Source organism: Candidatus Pelagibacter sp. HIMB109, from assembly GCF_052048155.1.
GTDB lineage: Bacteria > Pseudomonadota > Alphaproteobacteria > Pelagibacterales > Pelagibacteraceae > HIMB114.
This window is the reverse complement of sequence record NZ_JBNAIK010000008.1, coordinates 1-18,460: the sequence shown is the minus strand read 5'-3', so window position 1 is coordinate 18,460 and position 18,460 is coordinate 1. Positions and strand designations below refer to the sequence as shown.

The following is an 18,460-nucleotide window of genomic DNA, read 5'->3' as shown; positions in this document are numbered from 1 at the left end:
AAATGAACTTACCAGAAGTAACAGTAAAGGACCTGTTAGAGGCAGGCGTACATTTAGGACATAAAACTTTTAGATGGAATCCAAAAATGAAACCATATATTTTTGGAGAAAAAAACTCTATTCACATTATAGATTTATCAAAAACATTAGAACTTTTAAAAACAGCCCTATTAGAATTACATAAATCTGTATCAAGCGGTGGAAAAGTATTATTTGTGTCTACAAAAAAGCAAGCTTCAGAACTTATAGCTGAGGTTGCCAAAGAAACAGACAATTATTATGTAAATTTTAGATGGTTAGGGGGAATGTTAACCAATTGGAATACAATTAGTAATTCAATAAAAAGATTAAAAAACCTTAAGAAAAACTTATTACAAGAAGACTCTGGTTTTACTAAAAAAGAGTTAATCAAAATGAATCTTGAAAAAGAAAAGCTAGAAAGATCTTTAGGCGGAATTTCTGAAATGAAAAAATTACCAGATATAATTTTTGTGATAGATACAAACATTGAGTCATTAGCTATTTTAGAAGCTAAAAAACTTCATATTCCTATTATTGGAGTATTGGATAGCAATTCTGATCCAGATAACATTGATTTTCCAATTCCAGGAAATGATGATGCGCGCAGGTCAATTAATCTTTATTGTGATTTAATAAAAAAAACTATTTTAGATGCAAAGAAAAATATTAAAGTTTCTGAAAAAAAAGAAAAATCAAATGAGGATTCTAAAGATCAAAAATTAAGTAATAAAAAGGAAATAAATAAGGAAGATAAAAATGTCAGTGCTTGAGAAAGTTAAAGAATTAAGAGAAGTTACAGGAGCAGGTATGCAAGATTGCAAAAATGCTCTTAAAGAAAATAATAACGATATAGATAAATCGGTAGAGTATTTAAGAAAAAAAGGTGTTTTGAAAGCATCAAAAAAAAGCTCAAGAGACGCAGCTGAAGGATTAATTATTATTGGTGAAAATGAAAATAATTTTACTTTAACAGAAATTAATACTGAAACTGACTTTGTTGCTAAGAATAATGAATTTATAGAATTTTGTTCAAAGATTTCAGAAGTAAGTCCAAATGCAAAAAGCTTAGATGAATTACAGAATCAAAAATTAAATGATTCTAACATTCAAGATTCTATTATTAATCTAATTTCAAAAATTGGAGAAAATATTAAATTAAGACGATTTGAAAATATTAATAAAGATGGGCAAAAAATCGGTTATTATATTCATAATAAATCGAGTGATTTAACTGGAAAAATTGTATCTGTAGTTAAATATAAATCAAATAAAGGTGAATCAAAAAGTTTTGCAAATAATATTTGTATGCATATAGCCGCAATGTCGCCAATGGCATTAGATGAAAAGAATTTAGATAAAAATTTTCTTGAAAGCGAAAAAAAAATAATTGAAGAGCAATTAAGCAAAGAAGGAAAAAAACCTGAGATAATCGAAAAAATTATGACTGGAAAATTAAATAAAGTAATATCAGAAAATACTTTGTTAGGGCAAAGCTGGGTTGTTGATCAAGACATAACAGTAAAAAAGGCTATTGATAAATTTAATAAAGACAATTCAGATAATTTTGAAATAATTAGCTATTATAAGTTCAAAGTAGGAGAAGGTATTGAAGTTAAAAAAACTGATTTTAGTGAGGAAGTAAAATCTTTAGCAAAATAAAAAAATGACTACTGACAGTAGATTAAAATCTTTCGAAAAAAAAATGGAAGACTCAATTGTCTCTCTTGGAAAAGATCTTTCGACTATAAGAACTGGAAGAGCACACTCCTCAATGTTAGATTTAGTAAAAGTCGAAGTTTATGGCCAATCATTACCAATTAATCAAATTGGAACAATTAGTATTTCTGATCCTCAAACTCTATCAATTCAAGTATGGGATTCAAATAATGTAAAATTTTGTGAAAAAGCCATTAGAGAGAGTGATTTAAATTTAAATCCTATAGTTGATGGCCAGTTATTGAGAATACCAGTTCCAAAATTAAATGAAGATAGAAGAAAGGAGCTATCTAAAATTGTAGGCCAACAATCAGAAAAAATAAAAATATCTATTCGAAATATTCGAAGAAGTGGGATGGATTATTTGAAACAAGAAGAAAAAAATAAAAATATTAGTGAAGATGAAAGCAAGAAACTTTCCAATGATTTACAAAAATTAACAGATGAATTTGTAAAAAAAATAGAAGCTAAAATAAAAGAAAAAGAACAAGAAATTCTTAAAGTATGATACGCCTTAATCATGTTGCCATAATAATGGATGGTAATGGAAGATGGGGAATTAAAAATTTCAAAAATAGAACGAAAGGGCATGAATACGGTGTTAAAAATATAAAACCAATTATAGAATTTTGTATAAGAAATAAAATTAAAAATCTTACTTTGTATGCTCTGTCAAAAGATAATTTTATTAAAAGAAAAAAAGGAGAATTAAATAATATTTTCTATTTATTTGAAAAATATTTAAATGATCAAAAAACTTTTTTTGAAAAAAAAAAAATAAATTTAACTTTTATTGGTGAAAAATCTGGACTACCTAAAAATATAAAAAAAATTATGTCCTCAATTAATAAAAAGCCAAATGTTCTAAATTTAAATTTAAATCTATGTATTGCATTCAATTACAGTTCAAAATTAGAAATTATAAAATCGTTTAAAAAAACTTTATCTCAAAATAAAGCATTAAATATAAAAAATATTGAACAAAACTTATATACTGTAAAAAGTAATGATCCAGAAATTATAATTAGGACTGGTGGCATGAATAGATTAAGTGACTTTTTATTATGGCAATCAGCATACTCTGAGTTATATTTTGTCAAAACTCTTTGGCCAAGTTTTACTGTAAGAAAATTGAAAGACATTTTAAGGAAGTTTATTACAATTAAAAGAAACTTTGGTGCATGAATTCAAATTTTAAGCAGAGAACGTTATTTTCAATAACTTTTGCACCAATTGTATTACTAGCTATTTTTTTCGGTAATATCTATTTTAATATTTTATTATTTATTATTATGATTATTGGACTTTATGAAATAAGGAAATTAAAAAATCTTAATACAAAAATAATTATTTCCTTATTATTTTGTTATTTTTTATATTCATGTTTAATTTTAAATAACCACAGTAACGGAAAACATTTAATATTTTTATTATTAATTATAACTTGGTTATCTGACGTAGGCGGGTATATGTTTGGAAAATTTTTTGGTGGCAAAAAAATTGGATATATTAGTCCAAATAAAACATACACCGGCATATTTGGTAGCATTTTATTTTCGCAGTTTTCACAAATTTATATTTATTATTTTAATTTATTTTCAAATGAAAATAATTTTTATAAATTTATATTTGTATTTATCTCATGTTTTTTTGTGATTATTGGAGATTTGGTATTTTCTTACATTAAAAGATTAAATAAAATAAAAGATTACTCAAACATGTTAAAAGGTCATGGTGGATTGTTTGACAGAATTGATGGTTTAATTTTTTTAACAATTATTTTTAATATTTACTTTACTTAAAAATGAAATCTATTGCTATTATTGGTTCAACAGGTTCTATAGGAAAAACATCTCTTAAAATTTATTTAGAAAATAAAAAAAATTTTAATTTAAAGTGTTTAGCCGCAAATTCAAATCTTAAAAAACTTTTAAATCAAAAAAAAAAGTATAACCCAACTTATTCTTTTTTATTAAACAAAAATATTACAAATAAAAATTTAATTAATAAGGATCAATTTATTAATAAATTTAAAAAAAAAAAAATAGATTTCATTATTTCAGGCCTAGGTGGATATGAAGCAATAAATATAAATTTTGATTTATTAAAAGTTTGTAAAAATCTGTTAATTGCTAATAAAGAAACAATAATTTGTGGTGGAGAAATATTTTTAAAGAATGCAAAAAAAAATAAATGCAATGTGGTTCCAATAGACTCTGAACATCATTGTATAGATTTTTTTTATAAAAATTTTTTTAAAAAAAAAGAAATTAAGGAAATTTTTATAATTGCTTCAGGAGGACCCTTTTATAACAAAAGGTTAATATATAATGAAAGTATTAAAAAAGTTATAAATCATCCGAATTGGAAAATGGGGAGAGAAATTAGCGTTAATTCATCAACTTTTGCCAATAAAGTTTTGGAAATATTTGAAGCAAAAATACTTTTCAAATTACGAAACAATCAAATTAAAATAAGAGTAGAGCAAAACTCTTTAATACATGCTATAATAAAATTAAATAACAATTTTTTAATTCCTATAATCCATGCTCCAAACATGGAAATACCCATTAAAAATTCATTGGGTTTAGAAAATAATTTTAACTTGAATTTAGAATACATGAAACTTGATATTACTAATCCAAGTGTTTTCAAGTTTCCAATAATTAAAATAGGTTTTGACATCTTAAGAATGAATAATCATGCTGCTATGATATTTTTTACTGTAATCAATGAAAGATTAGTAAATATGTATCTAAATAAACAAATTAAATATGGTGAAATTGTTAAAATTTTAATAAAAACATTCAGAAATAAATATTTTTTAAAAAAAATTACAGTTAAAAATATTAATGATATAAATTACGTTATAAATTTTGCAAAAAAATTTAATCTATGAAAAAGTTTATTATAAAAATAAAGTTTATTATAAAAATATTGTTAATTTCTAGTTTACTATCGAGTATTTCTTATTCTGAAGTAATTAATAAAATTGAAATTAACGGAAATAGTAGGATTAAAAATGAGACTATTTTAGGATTAACAAATATCAAATTAAATGAAAATTATACTGCTAGTCAAATAAATAATTTTCAAAAAAAACTTTATGAGTCTAATTTTTTTAAACAAGTTAATTTTGACTTTAAAAATAATATTTTATTTATTAATGTCAGTGAAAATCCAATTATAGATTTTTACTACATTGATGGAGTTAAAAGTAAAATAAGAGAAGACTTTTTTAATAATAGTTTAAATCTTGGTCCAAATAAAATTTTTTCAGAATATTTTTTAAAAACCGATATCGAAAAAATTAAAAATAATTATTTAGAAGCGGGGTATTTAGATGTAAAAATTTTGCCAGAAATATCACAAATTTCTGGAAATGCTTTAAATATAGTAATTAATATAATTGAAGGTAAAAATTATAAAGTTAGAAGAGTTTATTTTAATGGTAATACATTTTTTTCACCCTCAACACTATTAGATGTTATATCAACATCAGAACACAGTTGGTGGAAATTTTTATCATCAGTGACAAACTATAATCAAAATAGAATAGATTTTGATAAATCGTTATTGAAAAATTTTTATTTAGATAATGGTTTCTACGACGTTCAAATTATATCTGCTGATACTAATTTTATAAAAAATAAAGGTGTTGATTTAACTTTTTCAATTAATTCTGGAAATAAATATAATTTTTCAAATTTTAAAATTTTTGATAAGAATAATAATTTAAGAAAAAAAGATATTTTAAATATTCAAAAAATAATACAAAAAGATTTAAAAAATACTTATTCCAGAAGTACTTTATTAAAAATACAAAATAAAATTATTAATTATTTAAACTTGAATAATATAGAATTTGTGGATTTAAATATATCCGCAAATAAACAAGAAAAAAATAAAATTGAAGTACTATTTGATTTTTATAAGACTGATAGATTATTTGTAAATTTAATTAACGTTAAAGGAAATTCAATAACAGAAGAGTCTGTAATAAGGAATAACTTATTATTTTCAGAAGGTGATACGTTCACAAGAAAAAAATTGGATGAATCACTAAAAAAATTGAGGAACACAGGTATTTTTTCAGATAACAAAATTACTTCAAAAAAAATAGAAAATGAATTAGTTAATATAGAGGTTGATGTTGAGGAGCAACCCACAGGGTCTATAAGTGCCGGGTTAGGTGTTGGAAGCGCAGAAAGTTCTATTGGTGGTGAATTGAAAGAAAAAAATTTATTTGGTAAGGGTATAGTATCAAATGCTAATGTCAGAATTGGAACACAAAAAATAAGCGGATCAATCAATGCAATAGTTCCAGATTATAATAATACAGGCAACAAGGTTGGTGGATCATTATTCGCATTATCAACTAAATTTGATAATGCAGGTTATGAAAGCAAAAAAATTGGCGCTAGTGCTTTTACAGAATATAATTTATTTGAAGATATATCCCTTAATTATGGTTTAGGTTTTGATTTGGATAAAATTAGCACAAATAAAAATGCATCTAGTTTATATAAATCAAGGGCTGGTAATTATATAACTTATAAAACATTTTATAATATAGATAATGATAAAAGAGATAGAAATTTTAAGCCAACATCTGGATACAAAACTGGGTTTGGTCAAAGTTTAGCTGTTCCTGGTAGTGATATTTCATATTTAAGTAATAATCTTTACTCAAACTTTTATCATCAAATTAAAAAAGGTTATGTTTTTAATGTAAAAGCTGGCCTAAATACCATTAACAGCATTGGTGATGATGATATTAAACTTAGTGACAGAAACTTCTTATCTAGCAAAAAATTACGAGGTTTTGAAAGCTATGGTATAGGTCCAGTTGATGGTAAAGATCATATTGGAGGCAATTACTCATTTTACTCAACTATTGGTTCTACATTTCCAAATCCACTTCCAGAAAAATGGAATGCAGATAGTATTGTTTTTATAGATGCGGGAAATGTGTGGGGTGTAGATTTTGACTCATCTAAGGACTCTAACAAATTGCGAAGTTCGGTTGGTATTGGTTTAGACTGGACATCTCCATTGGGCCCACTAAGCTTTACCTATGCAGAAGTTTTATCTAGTGCAAGCACTGATAAAGAAGAGTCTTTTAGTTTTCAGATAGGTAGTTCATTTTAAATTTAGATTTATGAAATCTTTTTTTTTGAAAACAGGACCTCATGATATTAACAAACTTTTGAAGCTTTTAATTTACTCTAATAAAAATAAAATAAAAAAACAAAAAGTAAATGATATTTCAAATTTAATAGACGCAAAAAGGGGAGATATTACTTTTTTTGATAATCCAAAATACATAGCAGAGTTAAAAAATACTAAAGCTTCATTTTGTATAATTCAAGAAAAATTTTTAAATTATATTAATCATGAAACAAAACCAATTTTATCAAAAAATCCACTTTTGGATTTTATTTTAATTGCAAAACTTTTTTATCCTGATGCTGATTTAGATATTTATAAGTTTAAACAAAATAAAAAATATTTAAAATATGTTAAACAAAACACACTAATTGATAACACTGTAAAAATTGGAAAAAATTTTAAAGTTGGTTTAAATACTACTTTAAAAAAAAATTTAATAATTGGAAACAATGTAAATATTGGATCAAATTGTGTTATTTCAAATTCAATAATATCAGACAATGTGACTATAAATGATGGATCTGTGATAGGGAAGATAGGATATGGTTTTAAATATATAAATAATAAATTTCATTTTATACCACATATTGGTCATGTTATTATAAAATCAAATTCTTATATTGGATCAAATTGTACAATCGATAGAGGCTCATTTTCTAATACGATTATAGGAAAAAATACAATGATAGATAATCAAGTTCATTTAGCTCATAATGTAAAGATAGGAGACAACTGTTTTATCGCCGGTCAAGTTGGCATAGCGGGTAGTTCTATTATTGGGAATAATTGTATGATCGGTGGACAATCAGGTGTATCTGGTCATTTAAAAGTTGGTAATAATGTATATATAGCTGGAGGATCTGGAGTTATAAAAAATTTAGAAGATAATATTAAGGTTATGGGGTATCCAGCTACAAATATTAAAAACTTTTTAAAAGAAAGAAAAAGAAATGATTGATAGTAATTTGCCATCAATAAATAAAAATGAAATTGAAAATTTGCTACCACATAGAGACCCTATGTTGCTTATAGATAACCTTTACAATATTAAACCCATGAAATCAGCAATTGGACATCTTAAATTAACAAATGATAAATTTTTTTTACAAGGTCACTTTCCTGGACAACCAGTTATGCCAGGTGTAATGATTGTTGAAGCTTTTGGTCAAGCTGCAGCTGCTTTAGCGGCTTATAGCATAGATAAAAAAGAAGTAGAGAATAAATTGGTTTATTTAATGTCTGTTCAAAATGCCAGATTTAGAAATCCCGTAATACCACCTTGTGATTTATATCTTGAATGCAGTGTAGATAAGATTAAAGGAAAAATATGGAGATATAAAGGTACAGCATTTTGTGATGGTAAAAAAATGGCAGATGCTGAGTGGATGGCAACTATTGTTGACAGAAATGATTAGTTCAAAAGCTTCAATTCATAAAAATGCAAAGATTGGAAAAAATGTCAAAATTGGTGACTTTTGTATAATTGGTGAAAATGTAGAAATAGGTGATGATTGTCAATTATTAAACACTGTAAATATTCAGGGAAATACTAAAATTGGAAAAAAAAATACTTTTTATCCGTTTGTTAGTATTGGAACTACACCTCAAGATTTGAAGTTTGGAGGAGAAAAAACCTTTTTAGAAATAGGTGATAATAACTCCTTTAGAGAGTATTGCAATGTAAGCGTTGGAACCGAGCAAGGTGGTAAAACGACCAAAATTAAAAACAATTGTCTATTTATGGTTGGCGTACACATAGGACATGATTGTCAAATAGGAAACAATCTAGTTATTGCAAACAATGCTGCTATTGCGGGTCATTGTATTTTTGATGATGACGTAATAATTGGTGGGAATTCAGCAGTTTTGCAATTTACAAAAATTGGTAAAGGCGCGATGATTGGCGGTATGACCGGCGTAGACAAAGATGTTCTTCCTTTCACTTTGGTTAAGGGAAATAGATCCTATTTTGAAAATATTAATCTAATTGGTTTGAAGAGAAAAGGTTTTAAAAATACAGAAATTGAAAATTATAAAAAAACAGTGAATAAATTATTTAATAGTGAAAATATGAAAAAATACACTTCCACTTTGAAAAACGATAGTGAATTAGACAATATTTTAAAAAAGTTTATTGAAAACAAAAATTCGAACAGAGATATTTGTAGACCAAAAAAATGATCGCAATATTTGCTGGCACAGGAGATTATCCAAAAGAAATAATTTATTCTCTAAAAAAAAATAATAAAAAATTTATAATTATAAATATTACAGAAAAGAGACTAAATAATTCGTTTAAATTTCAATTAGGACAATTTGGAAAAATATTGAAATTTTTAAAGAATTACAAAGTTAAAGAAGTAATTTTCGCTGGTTATGTTAAAAGACCGACCCTAAGTAATTTAAAACTTGATTTAAAAGCCGTTTCATATTTACCACAATTAATAAAAGCTTTTAAAAGCGGTGACGGAAATATTTTAAATTTAGCTAAAAAAATTCTTAATCATAATAAAATTAAAGTAGTTGAAAGTCATAAATATTCAAAAAATCTTTTATTAAATAAAACTGCTACTCAAAAAAAACCTAATAAGGTTGATTTTTTAGATGCAAAAAAAGGAAAAAAAATTTTAGATAATTTAAGCAAATTTGATAATGCCCAAGGGATAGTTATTGATGAAGGGTATATAGTTGCAATAGAAGCTGCCGAGGGCACTGATAATATGTTAAAAAGAGTAATCAAATTAAATAAAAATAAGAAAAAAAGATCTGGAGTATTAGTAAAATTTCCAAAAAAAAGACAAAATCTTAAATATGATCTACCAACAATTGGATTAAAAACTGTAGAGTTATGTATAAAATCAAAATTAAACGGTATTTTTCTAAAAAAAAATCAAAATATTTTTTTAAATCAAAAAAAATCAATCAATTTTTCAAATAAAAATAAATTTTTTATTTCAACTATGTAATGACAAAAAAAATTTTTATTATTACAGGGGAGACGTCAGGGGATCTTCTAGCATATAAAGTAATTAAAAATTTAATTTCGAGTAATATCGAAATTAAAGGAATAGTTGGGAATAATCTTAAAAAATTGAATATCAATGGTCCTTTTGAGTCAAAAGATATTACTTTTTTTGGAATTACAGATGTTATTAAAAATATTTTTTATATTAAAAAAAAAATTAATCGAGCTGTTCAATATATTGAAAATTACGATCCAGATATTGTTTTTTCAGTTGATTCACCAGATTTTGTATTTCAGGTGATAAAAAAAATTAAATTAAATAAAAAAATTAAACCCAAGTTTTTTCATTATGTCGCTCCATCAATATGGGCTTGGAGAGAAAAACGAGCTAATAAAATAAAAAAATTATTAGACAAAATTTATTTACTTTTTGAATTTGAAAAAAAATATTTTGATAAATATTCAATAGAAAATGATTTTGTTGGTCATCCTTTTTTTGAAAATTTTGAAAAAAATCAAAACAATTACAATGCTGACAGTAATATAATATCTTTTTGCCCCGGTAGTAGACAAAGCGAAATAAAAATTTTTATGCCAATTTTTTTAGAAATAATGAATTCTTTGGGAAGTAAATATACATATCACTTTGCTATTACAAATAGTACTCATTATAGTGTTCAAAAATATTTAGAAGATATAGATAAATCACAAATTATTATTACATCAGATGAAAATGAGAAAAAAAAATATTTTACTAAATCTTTAATTTCTATAGCTAAATCTGGAACAATAAGTTTGGATCTTTGCAAATCACAAATTCCTTTTTTTACAATTTACAAATTTAATTGGCTAAATTATTTTCTAATTATACCTTTTGTAAAAGTGAAATTTGTAAATATAGTAAATATAATTGCCAATAAAGAAATAATACCTGAATTTATCCAAGCTAATTGTAATTCAAAGAAAATTATGAATCATTTACATTTTTTATTGAATAACAAAAATGAACTAAAAAAAATGATTGTTGATTACAATGTAATTTTACAAGGTTTTTCTAATAAGAATACTTCTGAAAAAATTGCTCAAGATTTGGTTGATAATTTAAAATAACTTTATCTTTTAGATAAATCTTTAAATTCTCTTGGTTCTGCACCGGTATATAGTTGCCTAGGTCTTCCAATTCTAGCAGACTTGTCGACCATCATCTCTTTCCAATGCGCTAACCAACCAACAGTTCTAGCTAATCCAAATAATACTGTAAACATTGTAGTAGGAAAACCCATGGCACTTAATGTAATTCCTGAGTAAAAATCAATATTTGGATAAAGTTTCTTTTCAATAAAATACTCATCACTTAAAGCAATTTTTTCCAATTCTTTTGCAACTTGCAATAATTTATTATCATTATTACCAATTTCGCTTAACACATCATGACATGTCTTTTGCATAACTTTCGCTCTTGGATCATAATTTTTATAAACTCTATGTCCAAAACCCATCAATTTAAATGGATCATTTTTGTCTTTAGCTTTTTTTATATACTCAGGAATATTTTTAACATCACCAATTTCTTTAAGCATATTAAGAGCCGCTTCGTTTGCGCCACCATGTAATGGACCCCATAAAGAGGTAAAACCAGTTGAAATTGATGCAAATGGATTAGCACCTGAAGATGCAGCAAGTCTTACGGTTGATGTAGATGCGTTTTGTTCGTGATCTGCATGTAAAATAAATATTTTATCCAATGCTTTAGCAAATGTTTTATTTATTTTATAAGGTTCAGCTGGAACAGCAAAACACATTTTCATAAAATTTTCTGAATAATTTAATGAATTATCAGGATAAACAAATGGTTGTCCTAAACTATATTTAAAAGCCATAGCAGCGAGAGTAGGTATTTTTGCCACCATTCTTCTGGCAGATATCCTTCTTTGAGCTGGATCAGAGATATTAATCGAGTCAGGATAAAATGCCGATAGTGCAGCAACAACAGCAACCATAATTGCCATAGGATGAGCGCCTCTTCTAAAACCATTAAAAAAGGTATTTAGCTGCTCATGAACCATTGTATGGTTTTTGATTGCATCTGAGAATTCATTCCATTCGTTTTTTGATGGAAGTTCACCATACCAAAGTAAATAAGCAACTTCTAAAAAATTACTTTTTTCAGCCAATACGTCCATTGGATACCCACGGTAATAACATTCACCTTTGTCTCCATCTATGAATGTAATTGAAGACTCGCAGCTACCAGTTGATGTAAATCCAGGGTCAAAAGTAAAATGATCAGTTGCTGAATACAATTTTGAAACATCTATCACTGATGGTCCAACTGAACCTTTTTTTATGGGTAAATCTATTTCTTTTTTTCCAACTTTTAATTTAGCTACTTCAGACATTGCGAAACGTATTATCAGTTTTGATATGAATTGTCTAACTTATATGCAATTTAATTCTATTAATTGTTTCACTTATACCCAATATTTTAATGATATCTTTTATACTTGGCGCTTGATTTGAACCAGTTAAAATTAACCTAAGTGGTTGTCCCAAATCTTTAAATTTAATATTATTATTTTTTATTATATCTTGATTTATTTGTGATATTTTTTCCTCATCATATGATTTTAATTTGACAAGTTCACTATAGAACTCGTTAATAATGGTTTTATTTTTATCATTTATTACATCTAATTTTTTTTGAAAATCATAAATAAAATTTGAATTATTATAAATATCTTCAAGGGTTTTAGCTTTATTTTTAAGAATATTGATATTGTTAGTTATATTATCAATAATTTTATCATCTAGTTTTTTTTTATAAGTTTTTATGTATGTGATCAAATTTTCTATTAGAATATTTTCATTTAAATTTTTAATATAAAATTCATTTAAAGATTTAATTCTTTCAAAATCTAATTTAGATGGCGATTTACCAATATTTTTAAGAGAAAAATATTTTATACTTTCTTCATCATTAAAAATTTCTTTATCTTTATATGACCATCCCAATCTTAAAAGATAGTTTCTAAGTGCAATTGGTAAAATCCCAATCTTTTTATAATCTTCGGTTGTAGATGCATTATCTCTTTTGGATAATTTTTTTCCATCTTCAGAATGAATTAATGGGATATGAAAATACTTTGGTAATTTCCAACCCATATATTGAAAAATCATTATTTGTTTTAATGCATTTATTTTATGATCATCCCCTCGTATCACATGTGTAATATTCATTAATTTATCATCTACTGAAGCTGATAAATTGTAAGTGGGGGTATTATCTGATCTTAAAAGAATAAAATCTTCCAGTGTACTTGTGTCTATTTCAACGTCGCCTTGTACACCATCGTAAAGCATTATTTTTTTATTTTTTTCTATTTTTAATCTAATGACATATGGTAAGTTTTTTTCTTCTCTAAGATCTCTACATTTTCCATCATATATATAATTAACACTGTTTTGTTTTGCTATCTCTCTTTTTTGATCAAGCTCTTCTTGAGTACAATAGCATTTGTATGCAAAATTATTTTTCAAAAGTTGATTTGCTACTTCTATATGTTTTTTAATATTTTGAGATTGATAAAAAACATTATCATCAAAATTAACTCCTAACCAACTGAGGCTATCAATTATTTGATTTTCATGTATTTTTTTAGAACGTTCTTTATCAGTATCCTCAATTCTTAATAAAAATTTTCCTTTTTGATTTTTTGAATATAAATAATTAAATAAAGCTGTCCTGGCGCCACCAATATGAAGCTGTCCTGTAGGAGAGGGTGCAAATCTAGTAATAACCATAAATATTAAGTTGTTACTATTATAACAGTTAATTAGAAATTTCTATAAAGAGAAACTAAAATTCCTTGAATTTTTACTCTTTCAGGATTAAAAATTCTTGTTTCATATGCAGGATTTGCACTTTCAAGCGCAATTGAATTTGTTTTTTTTCTTAATCTTTTTAAAGTAGCTTCATGATCATCAATTAAGGCAACTACAATTTTTCCATTTTCAGCAGTATTTGTTTTTTTAATAATGACGGTATCACCATCATTTATTCCAGCATTTATCATGCTATCACCCTCTACTTTTAATCCATAAAATTCATCGTTTTTATCTGATAAATTTGGAGGGTAGGGAATATTTTCTGATGAGTCTTCAATGGCTTCAATAGGAAGACCAGCGGCAATTTTTCCAACAACTGGTATATATTTTTTTTCTTTCTCTTTTTTAATTTTGTCTAATCCCCCAGATATTACGCTAGGAGTAAAGTTGTTATAAAGATCTTTCACCCCGGCATTTTCTGGAAGTTTAACTACCTCAAGAGCTCTAGCTTTATGGGCTAATCTTTTTACAAATCCTCTTTCTTCTAAAGCTGAAATTAATCTGTGAATTCCAGATTTTGATTTTAAATTTAACGATTGTCTCATTTCGTCATATGATGGGGAGACACCATCATTTTTCAACTTCTCGTTGATATAAATTAATAAATTTTTTTGTTTTTTAGTTAACATAGAACAAAACCTAAACTTTTTTTGTTCTATAAAAGTTCTTTTAAAATTGCAATCTATAAAAATTCTTTAAAATCAATAATTTATTTAATAAATTTTTGGAAACACTCAGTAATTGAATCAGATTTGATTAGTGATTCACCAATTAAAAAATTGTTTATCCCAGTTTCGTTTCTTACTTTTTTTATTTCTTCATTTGAATGGAAACCGCTTTCGGAAATGACTATTTTATTTTTTAAAGCGCTTTCAAATTCTTTGTAAATATTAATCGTAGTGTCCAAGGATACGGAAAAGTTTTCTAGATTTCTATTGTTTATACCGAGTAGAGCGTTTTTGAAATTCAGTGCGATCTCCATCTCTTTTTCAGAGTGTACTTCTAAAATACTATTCATGCCCAATTCATCTGCTGTTGAAATTAATTCATTAATTAAAGTTTCATCAGATGAGTTAATAATTACTAATATACAATCTGATCCATTTTGATTTGCTTCTATTACTTGGTACGGATCAATAAAAAAATCTTTATTTAATACAGGGGTGTTAAATTTTTTTTTAATATCTCTTACAAATTTCTTATTTCCAAGAAAATATTTCTTTTCTGTTAAAACAGACAAACAAGCTGCATTATTTTTTATATATTCTTCTGCAATTTTTAAGTGATCGAAATCTTCTTTTATTATACCTTTTGATGGACTTGCTTTTTTTATTTCAGCAATAATTGCTATTTTATTTTCTTGCTTATAATTTTCTAAGGTATTTGAAAAAATATATTTTTTATTTGAAACTTTTTTTTTTAATTGATCGATTGGACTTTTGATTTTATCTAATTTGACCTCTTTTTTTTTGTCATTAATTATTTTTTCTAAAATATTCATTTTTTTATAAGATTTAAATAATGAGAAACTTTTTTTGATTTGATATATTTTTTTGCAAATAAAAATGCATCATTAAGATTTTGATATTTATCAAGAACTATTAAACCTGCAGCTGTATTAAGTGACACAATTTCAAGCAAGGCACTTTCATCTCCATTAAACAAATCTAAAATTTTTTTTGAGTTGTACTCAGCGTCATTTCCTACTATATCCTCAAAATTATATTTTTTATTTATATATTCAGTCGGGTCAATTTCAAAAGATGTAATTTTTTGGTTATTTAACTCATAAACTTTTGTTTTTTTAAAAATAGATATTTCATCTAAGCCATCATAACTATGATAAACCCAAGCTTTTTTTATATTAAGATTTTTTAATACTTTTATATATTTTTCTAATATATCATTTGAAAAAACACCTATACATTGTCTATTTACACTTGCGGGGTTACATAAGGGTCCTAACAAATTAAAAATTGTTCTTTGTTTTAAATCTTTTCTAACATTAGCAACATTTTTCATTGCTGAATGAAAGTTTGGCGCAAACATAAATGCAAAATTATTCTCTATGATTGATTTTTCCACCTCTAAAGGCTTTAAATTAATATCAATTCCTAATTTTTCTAATAAATCAGCAGATCCAGATTTTGAGGAAACGCTTTTGTTTCCGTGTTTAGCAACTTTATGACCCATACTAGCTAGAACTAAAGCAACTGCTGTTGAGATATTTATTGTATTTTTTCCATCTCCGCCAGTACCACAAGTATCTATAGCATCACCCTCTATGTTTACTTTCAAAGATTTTTCTCTTAGAACTTCAGCTCCTCCAGTTATTTCCTCAACAGTTTCTCCTTTTTCTGAAAGATTAACTAGGATTTTTTTTAAATCTTCATCTTCAATTTTTCCTTCCATGATATTTGAAAATAAATATTTACTTTCATCTTTCTGCAGGTCAGTTTTATTTATTGTTTTTTTTATTATTTCTTCAATTTTCATAATTTTATAAAGTTTTTAATAATTTGTTGCCCATATTTAGTTTTATAACTTTCTGGATGAAATTGAATGCCATATAATGGATAATTCTTATGTTCTATTGCCATAATTATCTTATCGGTAGTTTGAGCGGTAATTTCAAAAGATTGATTAAGTGTTTTTTTATCAATTATCAAGCTATGATATCTTGTTGCATTAATAATTCTTGGAATTTTTTTAAACATTTTGCTTTTTGTATTTAATATTTTAATTTTGCTAATTTTTCCATGCATTAACTTTTTAGCTTTGATAATTTTTGCCCCAAATGATTGGGCTATAGCTTGATGGCCCAAGCATATTCCAAGTATTGGTTTATTTTTAAAATAATATTCTATTAATTCTAAACATTTTCCAGCCTGGCTTGGATTTCCTGGCCCTGGGGAAATTACAATTTTATCAAAATTTCTTATTTGTTTTATTTTAAACTTGTCATTTCTGAAAACTTCAACTTCACACTTTATATTTTTTAAATAATGGTAGACATTAAATGTAAAGCTATCGTAGTTATCAATTAGTGCTATTTTCATTTTGAAGCTTCGAGTAAGGCCTTAGCTTTATTGATTGTTTCTTGGTATTCTTTAGCGGGAACACTATCAGCTACAATGCCTGCACCGGCTTGTACATAAATTTTATTATTTTTTACAAGAGCTGTTCTTAAAGCAATACACGTATCCATATCACCATTGGCTGAAAAATAACCAACGCCGCCTGCATACAATTTTCTTTTTTTATTTTCTAATTGATCAATGATTTCCATGGCTCTTATTTTTGGCGCACCAGATACTGTTCCGGCTGGAAAACCTGAAAGTAAGCCGTCTATTAGTGAAATATTTTTTTTAAACCTCCCTACAACATTCGAAACAATATGCATAACATGTGAATATTTTTCTATTTTAAATTTTTCATTAACTTTTACTGTATTATCCTCAGATACTCTACCTACATCATTTCTTCCAAGATCTAGTAACATTAGATGTTCAGATATTTCTTTTGGATCATTTAAAAGATCTTTTGCAAGCTTATTATCTTCATTTTTATCCTTTCCTCTTTTTCTAGTTCCCGCAATTGGCCTTATGGTTATTTTTTGATCTCTAACTCTTACCAAGATTTCGGGACTGCTGCCAATAATTTGAAAGTCTTCAAAATTAAAGAAATATAGAAAGGGCGAAGGGTTTGAAACTCGGATTTTCTTATAAATTTCCAGTGGATCTTTTGTTAATTTTTTTTCAAATCTTTGACTTATTACCACCTGAAAAATATCTCCTATAGATATATATTTTTTTGCCTTGTTCACCAATTTTAAAAACTCTTTTTTGGTAAAATTTGATTTTATTTTTGAATAAAAATCTCTTTTTATTTTTATTTTATTTTGAATTTTAGATGTATTGAAATCTTTTAATATTTCGTTTTTGAGAGAGTCTATTTCTTTTTTATAATTTGATTTATTATTAAAATTTAATTTTAAATAAAACATTTTATTAGTTTGATTGTCATGAATATAGATAAAATTAGGTCTAATAAGTTTGACATCAGGTATATTTAAATCATCTTTATTTTTATCAGGTATATTTTCGTAATATCTAATTATATCGTACCCTAAATATCCTGATAACATCATTGACATTTTAGGAAGGGTAGAGGGTAATTTAAAATTAAAGTCTTTAATAAATTTTTCTAAAAATAATTTTGGTTCTAATTTTTTTTTTATTTTTTTATTATTAAGAAAAATTTTTTTATTTATTATTTTGAGTGTTAAATCTGGTTTGAAACCAAAAATAGTGTACCTACCTCTAGTCTTTGCTTTTTCAACAGACTCAAATATGAATGAATTTTTTTTTCGAAGAACATTATTTATCAAAATATCTATTTTATTAATTGGGGTATTTTTTTCGATTATATATGTAATTGAGAATTTATTTTTTTTTTTAAATTTATTAAATTCAATTTTTTTTTGAGAAATCATTAAAAACTATTTTTAACCTGATTTAAAACTCTTTCGTTTAAATTTATGGGATATTTTTTAATTAAATAAGCATCCAGGTCTCTTAAAATTAAAGTTTTAAATTCTTGTTTTGTTTGATTTTTAAGAATTTTATCCAAGTTATCAATTTTATTTTTATTTTTAGATATTTTTTTTATTTTTAAAATATAAATTTTGTTCTTTTCATT

The 18,460-nt window shown here is 25.3% G+C and carries 20 protein-coding genes; 12 read left to right on the top strand and 8 right to left on the bottom strand.

Features of this window, described 5'->3' with window-relative positions; translation table 11 throughout:
* Nucleotides 1-2 precede the first annotated feature (2 nt).
* From rpsB to lpxB, 12 genes are read left to right on the top strand one after another with little or no spacing between them, the layout of a single operon-like run.
* Nucleotides 3-791: a 30S ribosomal protein S2 gene (gene rpsB / locus ACTTAQ_RS05410; RefSeq protein WP_440696250.1), complete on the top strand. Its 789-nt coding sequence runs from the start codon at nucleotides 3-5 to the stop codon at nucleotides 789-791.
* Nucleotides 778-1,680 carry a translation elongation factor Ts gene (gene tsf / locus ACTTAQ_RS05405; protein ID WP_440696248.1) on the top strand — a complete coding sequence of 301 codons (903 nt, stop codon included), beginning with the start codon at nucleotides 778-780 and terminating at the stop codon, nucleotides 1,678-1,680. Before rpsB ends, tsf begins: the two co-directional genes overlap by 14 nt.
* Before the next feature lie 4 nt (nucleotides 1,681-1,684).
* Complete coding sequence (frr, locus tag ACTTAQ_RS05400) at nucleotides 1,685-2,245, top strand: ribosome recycling factor (RefSeq protein ID WP_440696246.1); 561 nt, start codon at nucleotides 1,685-1,687, stop codon at nucleotides 2,243-2,245.
* Nucleotides 2,242-2,922 (top strand): polyprenyl diphosphate synthase, encoded by a 681-nt coding sequence (gene uppS, locus ACTTAQ_RS05395; RefSeq protein WP_440696244.1) that lies wholly within the window; start codon nucleotides 2,242-2,244, stop codon nucleotides 2,920-2,922. The genes frr and uppS overlap by 4 nt, the downstream gene beginning before the upstream one ends.
* Nucleotides 2,919-3,539 (top strand): phosphatidate cytidylyltransferase, encoded by a 621-nt coding sequence (locus ACTTAQ_RS05390; RefSeq protein WP_440696242.1) that lies wholly within the window; start codon nucleotides 2,919-2,921, stop codon nucleotides 3,537-3,539. Before uppS ends, ACTTAQ_RS05390 begins: the two co-directional genes overlap by 4 nt.
* Nucleotides 3,540-3,541: 2 nt before the next feature.
* Nucleotides 3,542-4,636: a hypothetical protein gene (locus ACTTAQ_RS05385; RefSeq protein ID WP_440696240.1), complete on the top strand. Its 1,095-nt coding sequence runs from the start codon at nucleotides 3,542-3,544 to the stop codon at nucleotides 4,634-4,636.
* A complete protein-coding gene (gene bamA, locus ACTTAQ_RS05380; RefSeq protein ID WP_440696238.1) occupies nucleotides 4,633-6,888 on the top strand; it encodes an outer membrane protein assembly factor BamA in 2,256 nt (751 codons plus the stop codon). The genes ACTTAQ_RS05385 and bamA overlap by 4 nt, the downstream gene beginning before the upstream one ends.
* Before the next feature lie 10 nt (nucleotides 6,889-6,898).
* Nucleotides 6,899-7,867, top strand: a complete 969-nt coding sequence (gene lpxD, locus ACTTAQ_RS05375) for a UDP-3-O-(3-hydroxymyristoyl)glucosamine N-acyltransferase (protein WP_440696236.1) — start codon at nucleotides 6,899-6,901, stop codon at nucleotides 7,865-7,867.
* On the top strand, nucleotides 7,860-8,324 hold the full coding sequence (gene fabZ, locus ACTTAQ_RS05370) for a 3-hydroxyacyl-ACP dehydratase FabZ (protein WP_440696234.1): 465 nt from the start codon (nucleotides 7,860-7,862) through the stop codon (nucleotides 8,322-8,324). The genes lpxD and fabZ overlap by 8 nt, the downstream gene beginning before the upstream one ends.
* Entirely contained in the window at nucleotides 8,317-9,090 is a 774-nt protein-coding gene (lpxA, locus tag ACTTAQ_RS05365; RefSeq protein ID WP_440696232.1) for an acyl-ACP--UDP-N-acetylglucosamine O-acyltransferase, read from the top strand. Before fabZ ends, lpxA begins: the two co-directional genes overlap by 8 nt.
* Nucleotides 9,087-9,875, top strand: coding sequence for an LpxI family protein (locus ACTTAQ_RS05360; RefSeq protein ID WP_440696230.1), 789 nt, complete (start codon nucleotides 9,087-9,089; stop codon nucleotides 9,873-9,875). Before lpxA ends, ACTTAQ_RS05360 begins: the two co-directional genes overlap by 4 nt.
* Nucleotides 9,875-10,984 (top strand): lipid-A-disaccharide synthase, encoded by a 1,110-nt coding sequence (gene lpxB, locus ACTTAQ_RS05355; RefSeq protein ID WP_440696228.1) that lies wholly within the window; start codon nucleotides 9,875-9,877, stop codon nucleotides 10,982-10,984. Before ACTTAQ_RS05360 ends, lpxB begins: the two co-directional genes overlap by 1 nt.
* 2 nt (nucleotides 10,985-10,986) lie before the next feature.
* Here lpxB and ACTTAQ_RS05350 read toward each other — a convergent pair whose 3' ends face one another.
* The 8 genes from ACTTAQ_RS05350 to ACTTAQ_RS05315 form a co-directional block, all read right to left on the bottom strand.
* Nucleotides 10,987-12,273 (bottom strand): citrate synthase, encoded by a 1,287-nt coding sequence (locus ACTTAQ_RS05350; protein ID WP_440696226.1) that lies wholly within the window; start codon nucleotides 12,271-12,273, stop codon nucleotides 10,987-10,989.
* 34 nt (nucleotides 12,274-12,307) lie between these two features.
* Nucleotides 12,308-13,675, bottom strand: a complete 1,368-nt coding sequence (gene gltX, locus ACTTAQ_RS05345; RefSeq protein WP_440696224.1) for a glutamate--tRNA ligase — start codon at nucleotides 13,673-13,675, stop codon at nucleotides 12,308-12,310.
* Between the two features lie 32 nt (nucleotides 13,676-13,707).
* A complete protein-coding gene (gene lexA / locus ACTTAQ_RS05340; RefSeq protein WP_009360274.1) occupies nucleotides 13,708-14,388 on the bottom strand; it encodes a transcriptional repressor LexA in 681 nt (226 codons plus the stop codon).
* Between the two features lie 80 nt (nucleotides 14,389-14,468).
* A complete protein-coding gene (trpC, locus tag ACTTAQ_RS05335; protein WP_440696222.1) occupies nucleotides 14,469-15,260 on the bottom strand; it encodes an indole-3-glycerol phosphate synthase TrpC in 792 nt (263 codons plus the stop codon).
* Entirely contained in the window at nucleotides 15,257-16,255 is a 999-nt protein-coding gene (gene trpD, locus ACTTAQ_RS05330; protein WP_440696220.1) for an anthranilate phosphoribosyltransferase, read from the bottom strand. The genes trpC and trpD overlap by 4 nt, the downstream gene beginning before the upstream one ends.
* The gene (locus ACTTAQ_RS05325) at nucleotides 16,252-16,818 is read right to left on the bottom strand and encodes an anthranilate synthase component II (RefSeq protein WP_440696218.1); all 567 of its coding nucleotides are present in this window, start codon (nucleotides 16,816-16,818) and stop codon (nucleotides 16,252-16,254) included. Before ACTTAQ_RS05325 ends, trpD begins: the two co-directional genes overlap by 4 nt.
* Nucleotides 16,815-18,254: an anthranilate synthase component I gene (trpE, locus tag ACTTAQ_RS05320; RefSeq protein ID WP_440696216.1), complete on the bottom strand. Its 1,440-nt coding sequence runs from the start codon at nucleotides 18,252-18,254 to the stop codon at nucleotides 16,815-16,817. The genes ACTTAQ_RS05325 and trpE overlap by 4 nt, the downstream gene beginning before the upstream one ends.
* A partial coding sequence (locus ACTTAQ_RS05315) for a hypothetical protein (RefSeq protein ID WP_440696214.1) occupies nucleotides 18,254-18,460 on the bottom strand: 207 nt, incomplete at its 5' end. The genes ACTTAQ_RS05315 and trpE, both read right to left, overlap by 1 nt.

Excerpts from the sequence above, each read along its gene's own strand:
- fabZ (WP_440696234.1), top strand. The coding sequence starts at position 7,860 with ATGATTGATAGTAATTTGCCATCAATAAATAAAAATGAAATTGAAAAT.
- frr (WP_440696246.1), top strand. The coding sequence starts at position 1,685 with ATGACTACTGACAGTAGATTAAAATCTTTCGAAAAAAAAATGGAAGAC.
- rpsB (WP_440696250.1), top strand. The coding sequence starts at position 3 with ATGAACTTACCAGAAGTAACAGTAAAGGACCTGTTAGAGGCAGGCGTA.
- bamA (WP_440696238.1), top strand. The coding sequence starts at position 4,633 with ATGAAAAAGTTTATTATAAAAATAAAGTTTATTATAAAAATATTGTTA.
- ACTTAQ_RS05390 (WP_440696242.1), top strand. The coding sequence starts at position 2,919 with ATGAATTCAAATTTTAAGCAGAGAACGTTATTTTCAATAACTTTTGCA.
- gltX (WP_440696224.1), bottom strand. The coding sequence starts at position 13,675 with ATGGTTATTACTAGATTTGCACCCTCTCCTACAGGACAGCTTCATATT.
- lpxA (WP_440696232.1), top strand. The coding sequence starts at position 8,317 with ATGATTAGTTCAAAAGCTTCAATTCATAAAAATGCAAAGATTGGAAAA.
- uppS (WP_440696244.1), top strand. The coding sequence starts at position 2,242 with ATGATACGCCTTAATCATGTTGCCATAATAATGGATGGTAATGGAAGA.
- lpxD (WP_440696236.1), top strand. The coding sequence starts at position 6,899 with ATGAAATCTTTTTTTTTGAAAACAGGACCTCATGATATTAACAAACTT.
- ACTTAQ_RS05385 (WP_440696240.1), top strand. The coding sequence starts at position 3,542 with ATGAAATCTATTGCTATTATTGGTTCAACAGGTTCTATAGGAAAAACA.
- ACTTAQ_RS05325 (WP_440696218.1), bottom strand. The coding sequence starts at position 16,818 with ATGAAAATAGCACTAATTGATAACTACGATAGCTTTACATTTAATGTC.
- lpxB (WP_440696228.1), top strand. The coding sequence starts at position 9,875 with ATGACAAAAAAAATTTTTATTATTACAGGGGAGACGTCAGGGGATCTT.
- lexA (WP_009360274.1), bottom strand. The coding sequence starts at position 14,388 with ATGTTAACTAAAAAACAAAAAAATTTATTAATTTATATCAACGAGAAG.
- ACTTAQ_RS05350 (WP_440696226.1), bottom strand. The coding sequence starts at position 12,273 with ATGTCTGAAGTAGCTAAATTAAAAGTTGGAAAAAAAGAAATAGATTTA.
- ACTTAQ_RS05360 (WP_440696230.1), top strand. The coding sequence starts at position 9,087 with ATGATCGCAATATTTGCTGGCACAGGAGATTATCCAAAAGAAATAATT.
- trpC (WP_440696222.1), bottom strand. The coding sequence starts at position 15,260 with ATGAATATTTTAGAAAAAATAATTAATGACAAAAAAAAAGAGGTCAAA.
- trpE (WP_440696216.1), bottom strand. The coding sequence starts at position 18,254 with ATGATTTCTCAAAAAAAAATTGAATTTAATAAATTTAAAAAAAAAAAT.
- trpD (WP_440696220.1), bottom strand. The coding sequence starts at position 16,255 with ATGAAAATTGAAGAAATAATAAAAAAAACAATAAATAAAACTGACCTG.
- tsf (WP_440696248.1), top strand. The coding sequence starts at position 778 with ATGTCAGTGCTTGAGAAAGTTAAAGAATTAAGAGAAGTTACAGGAGCA.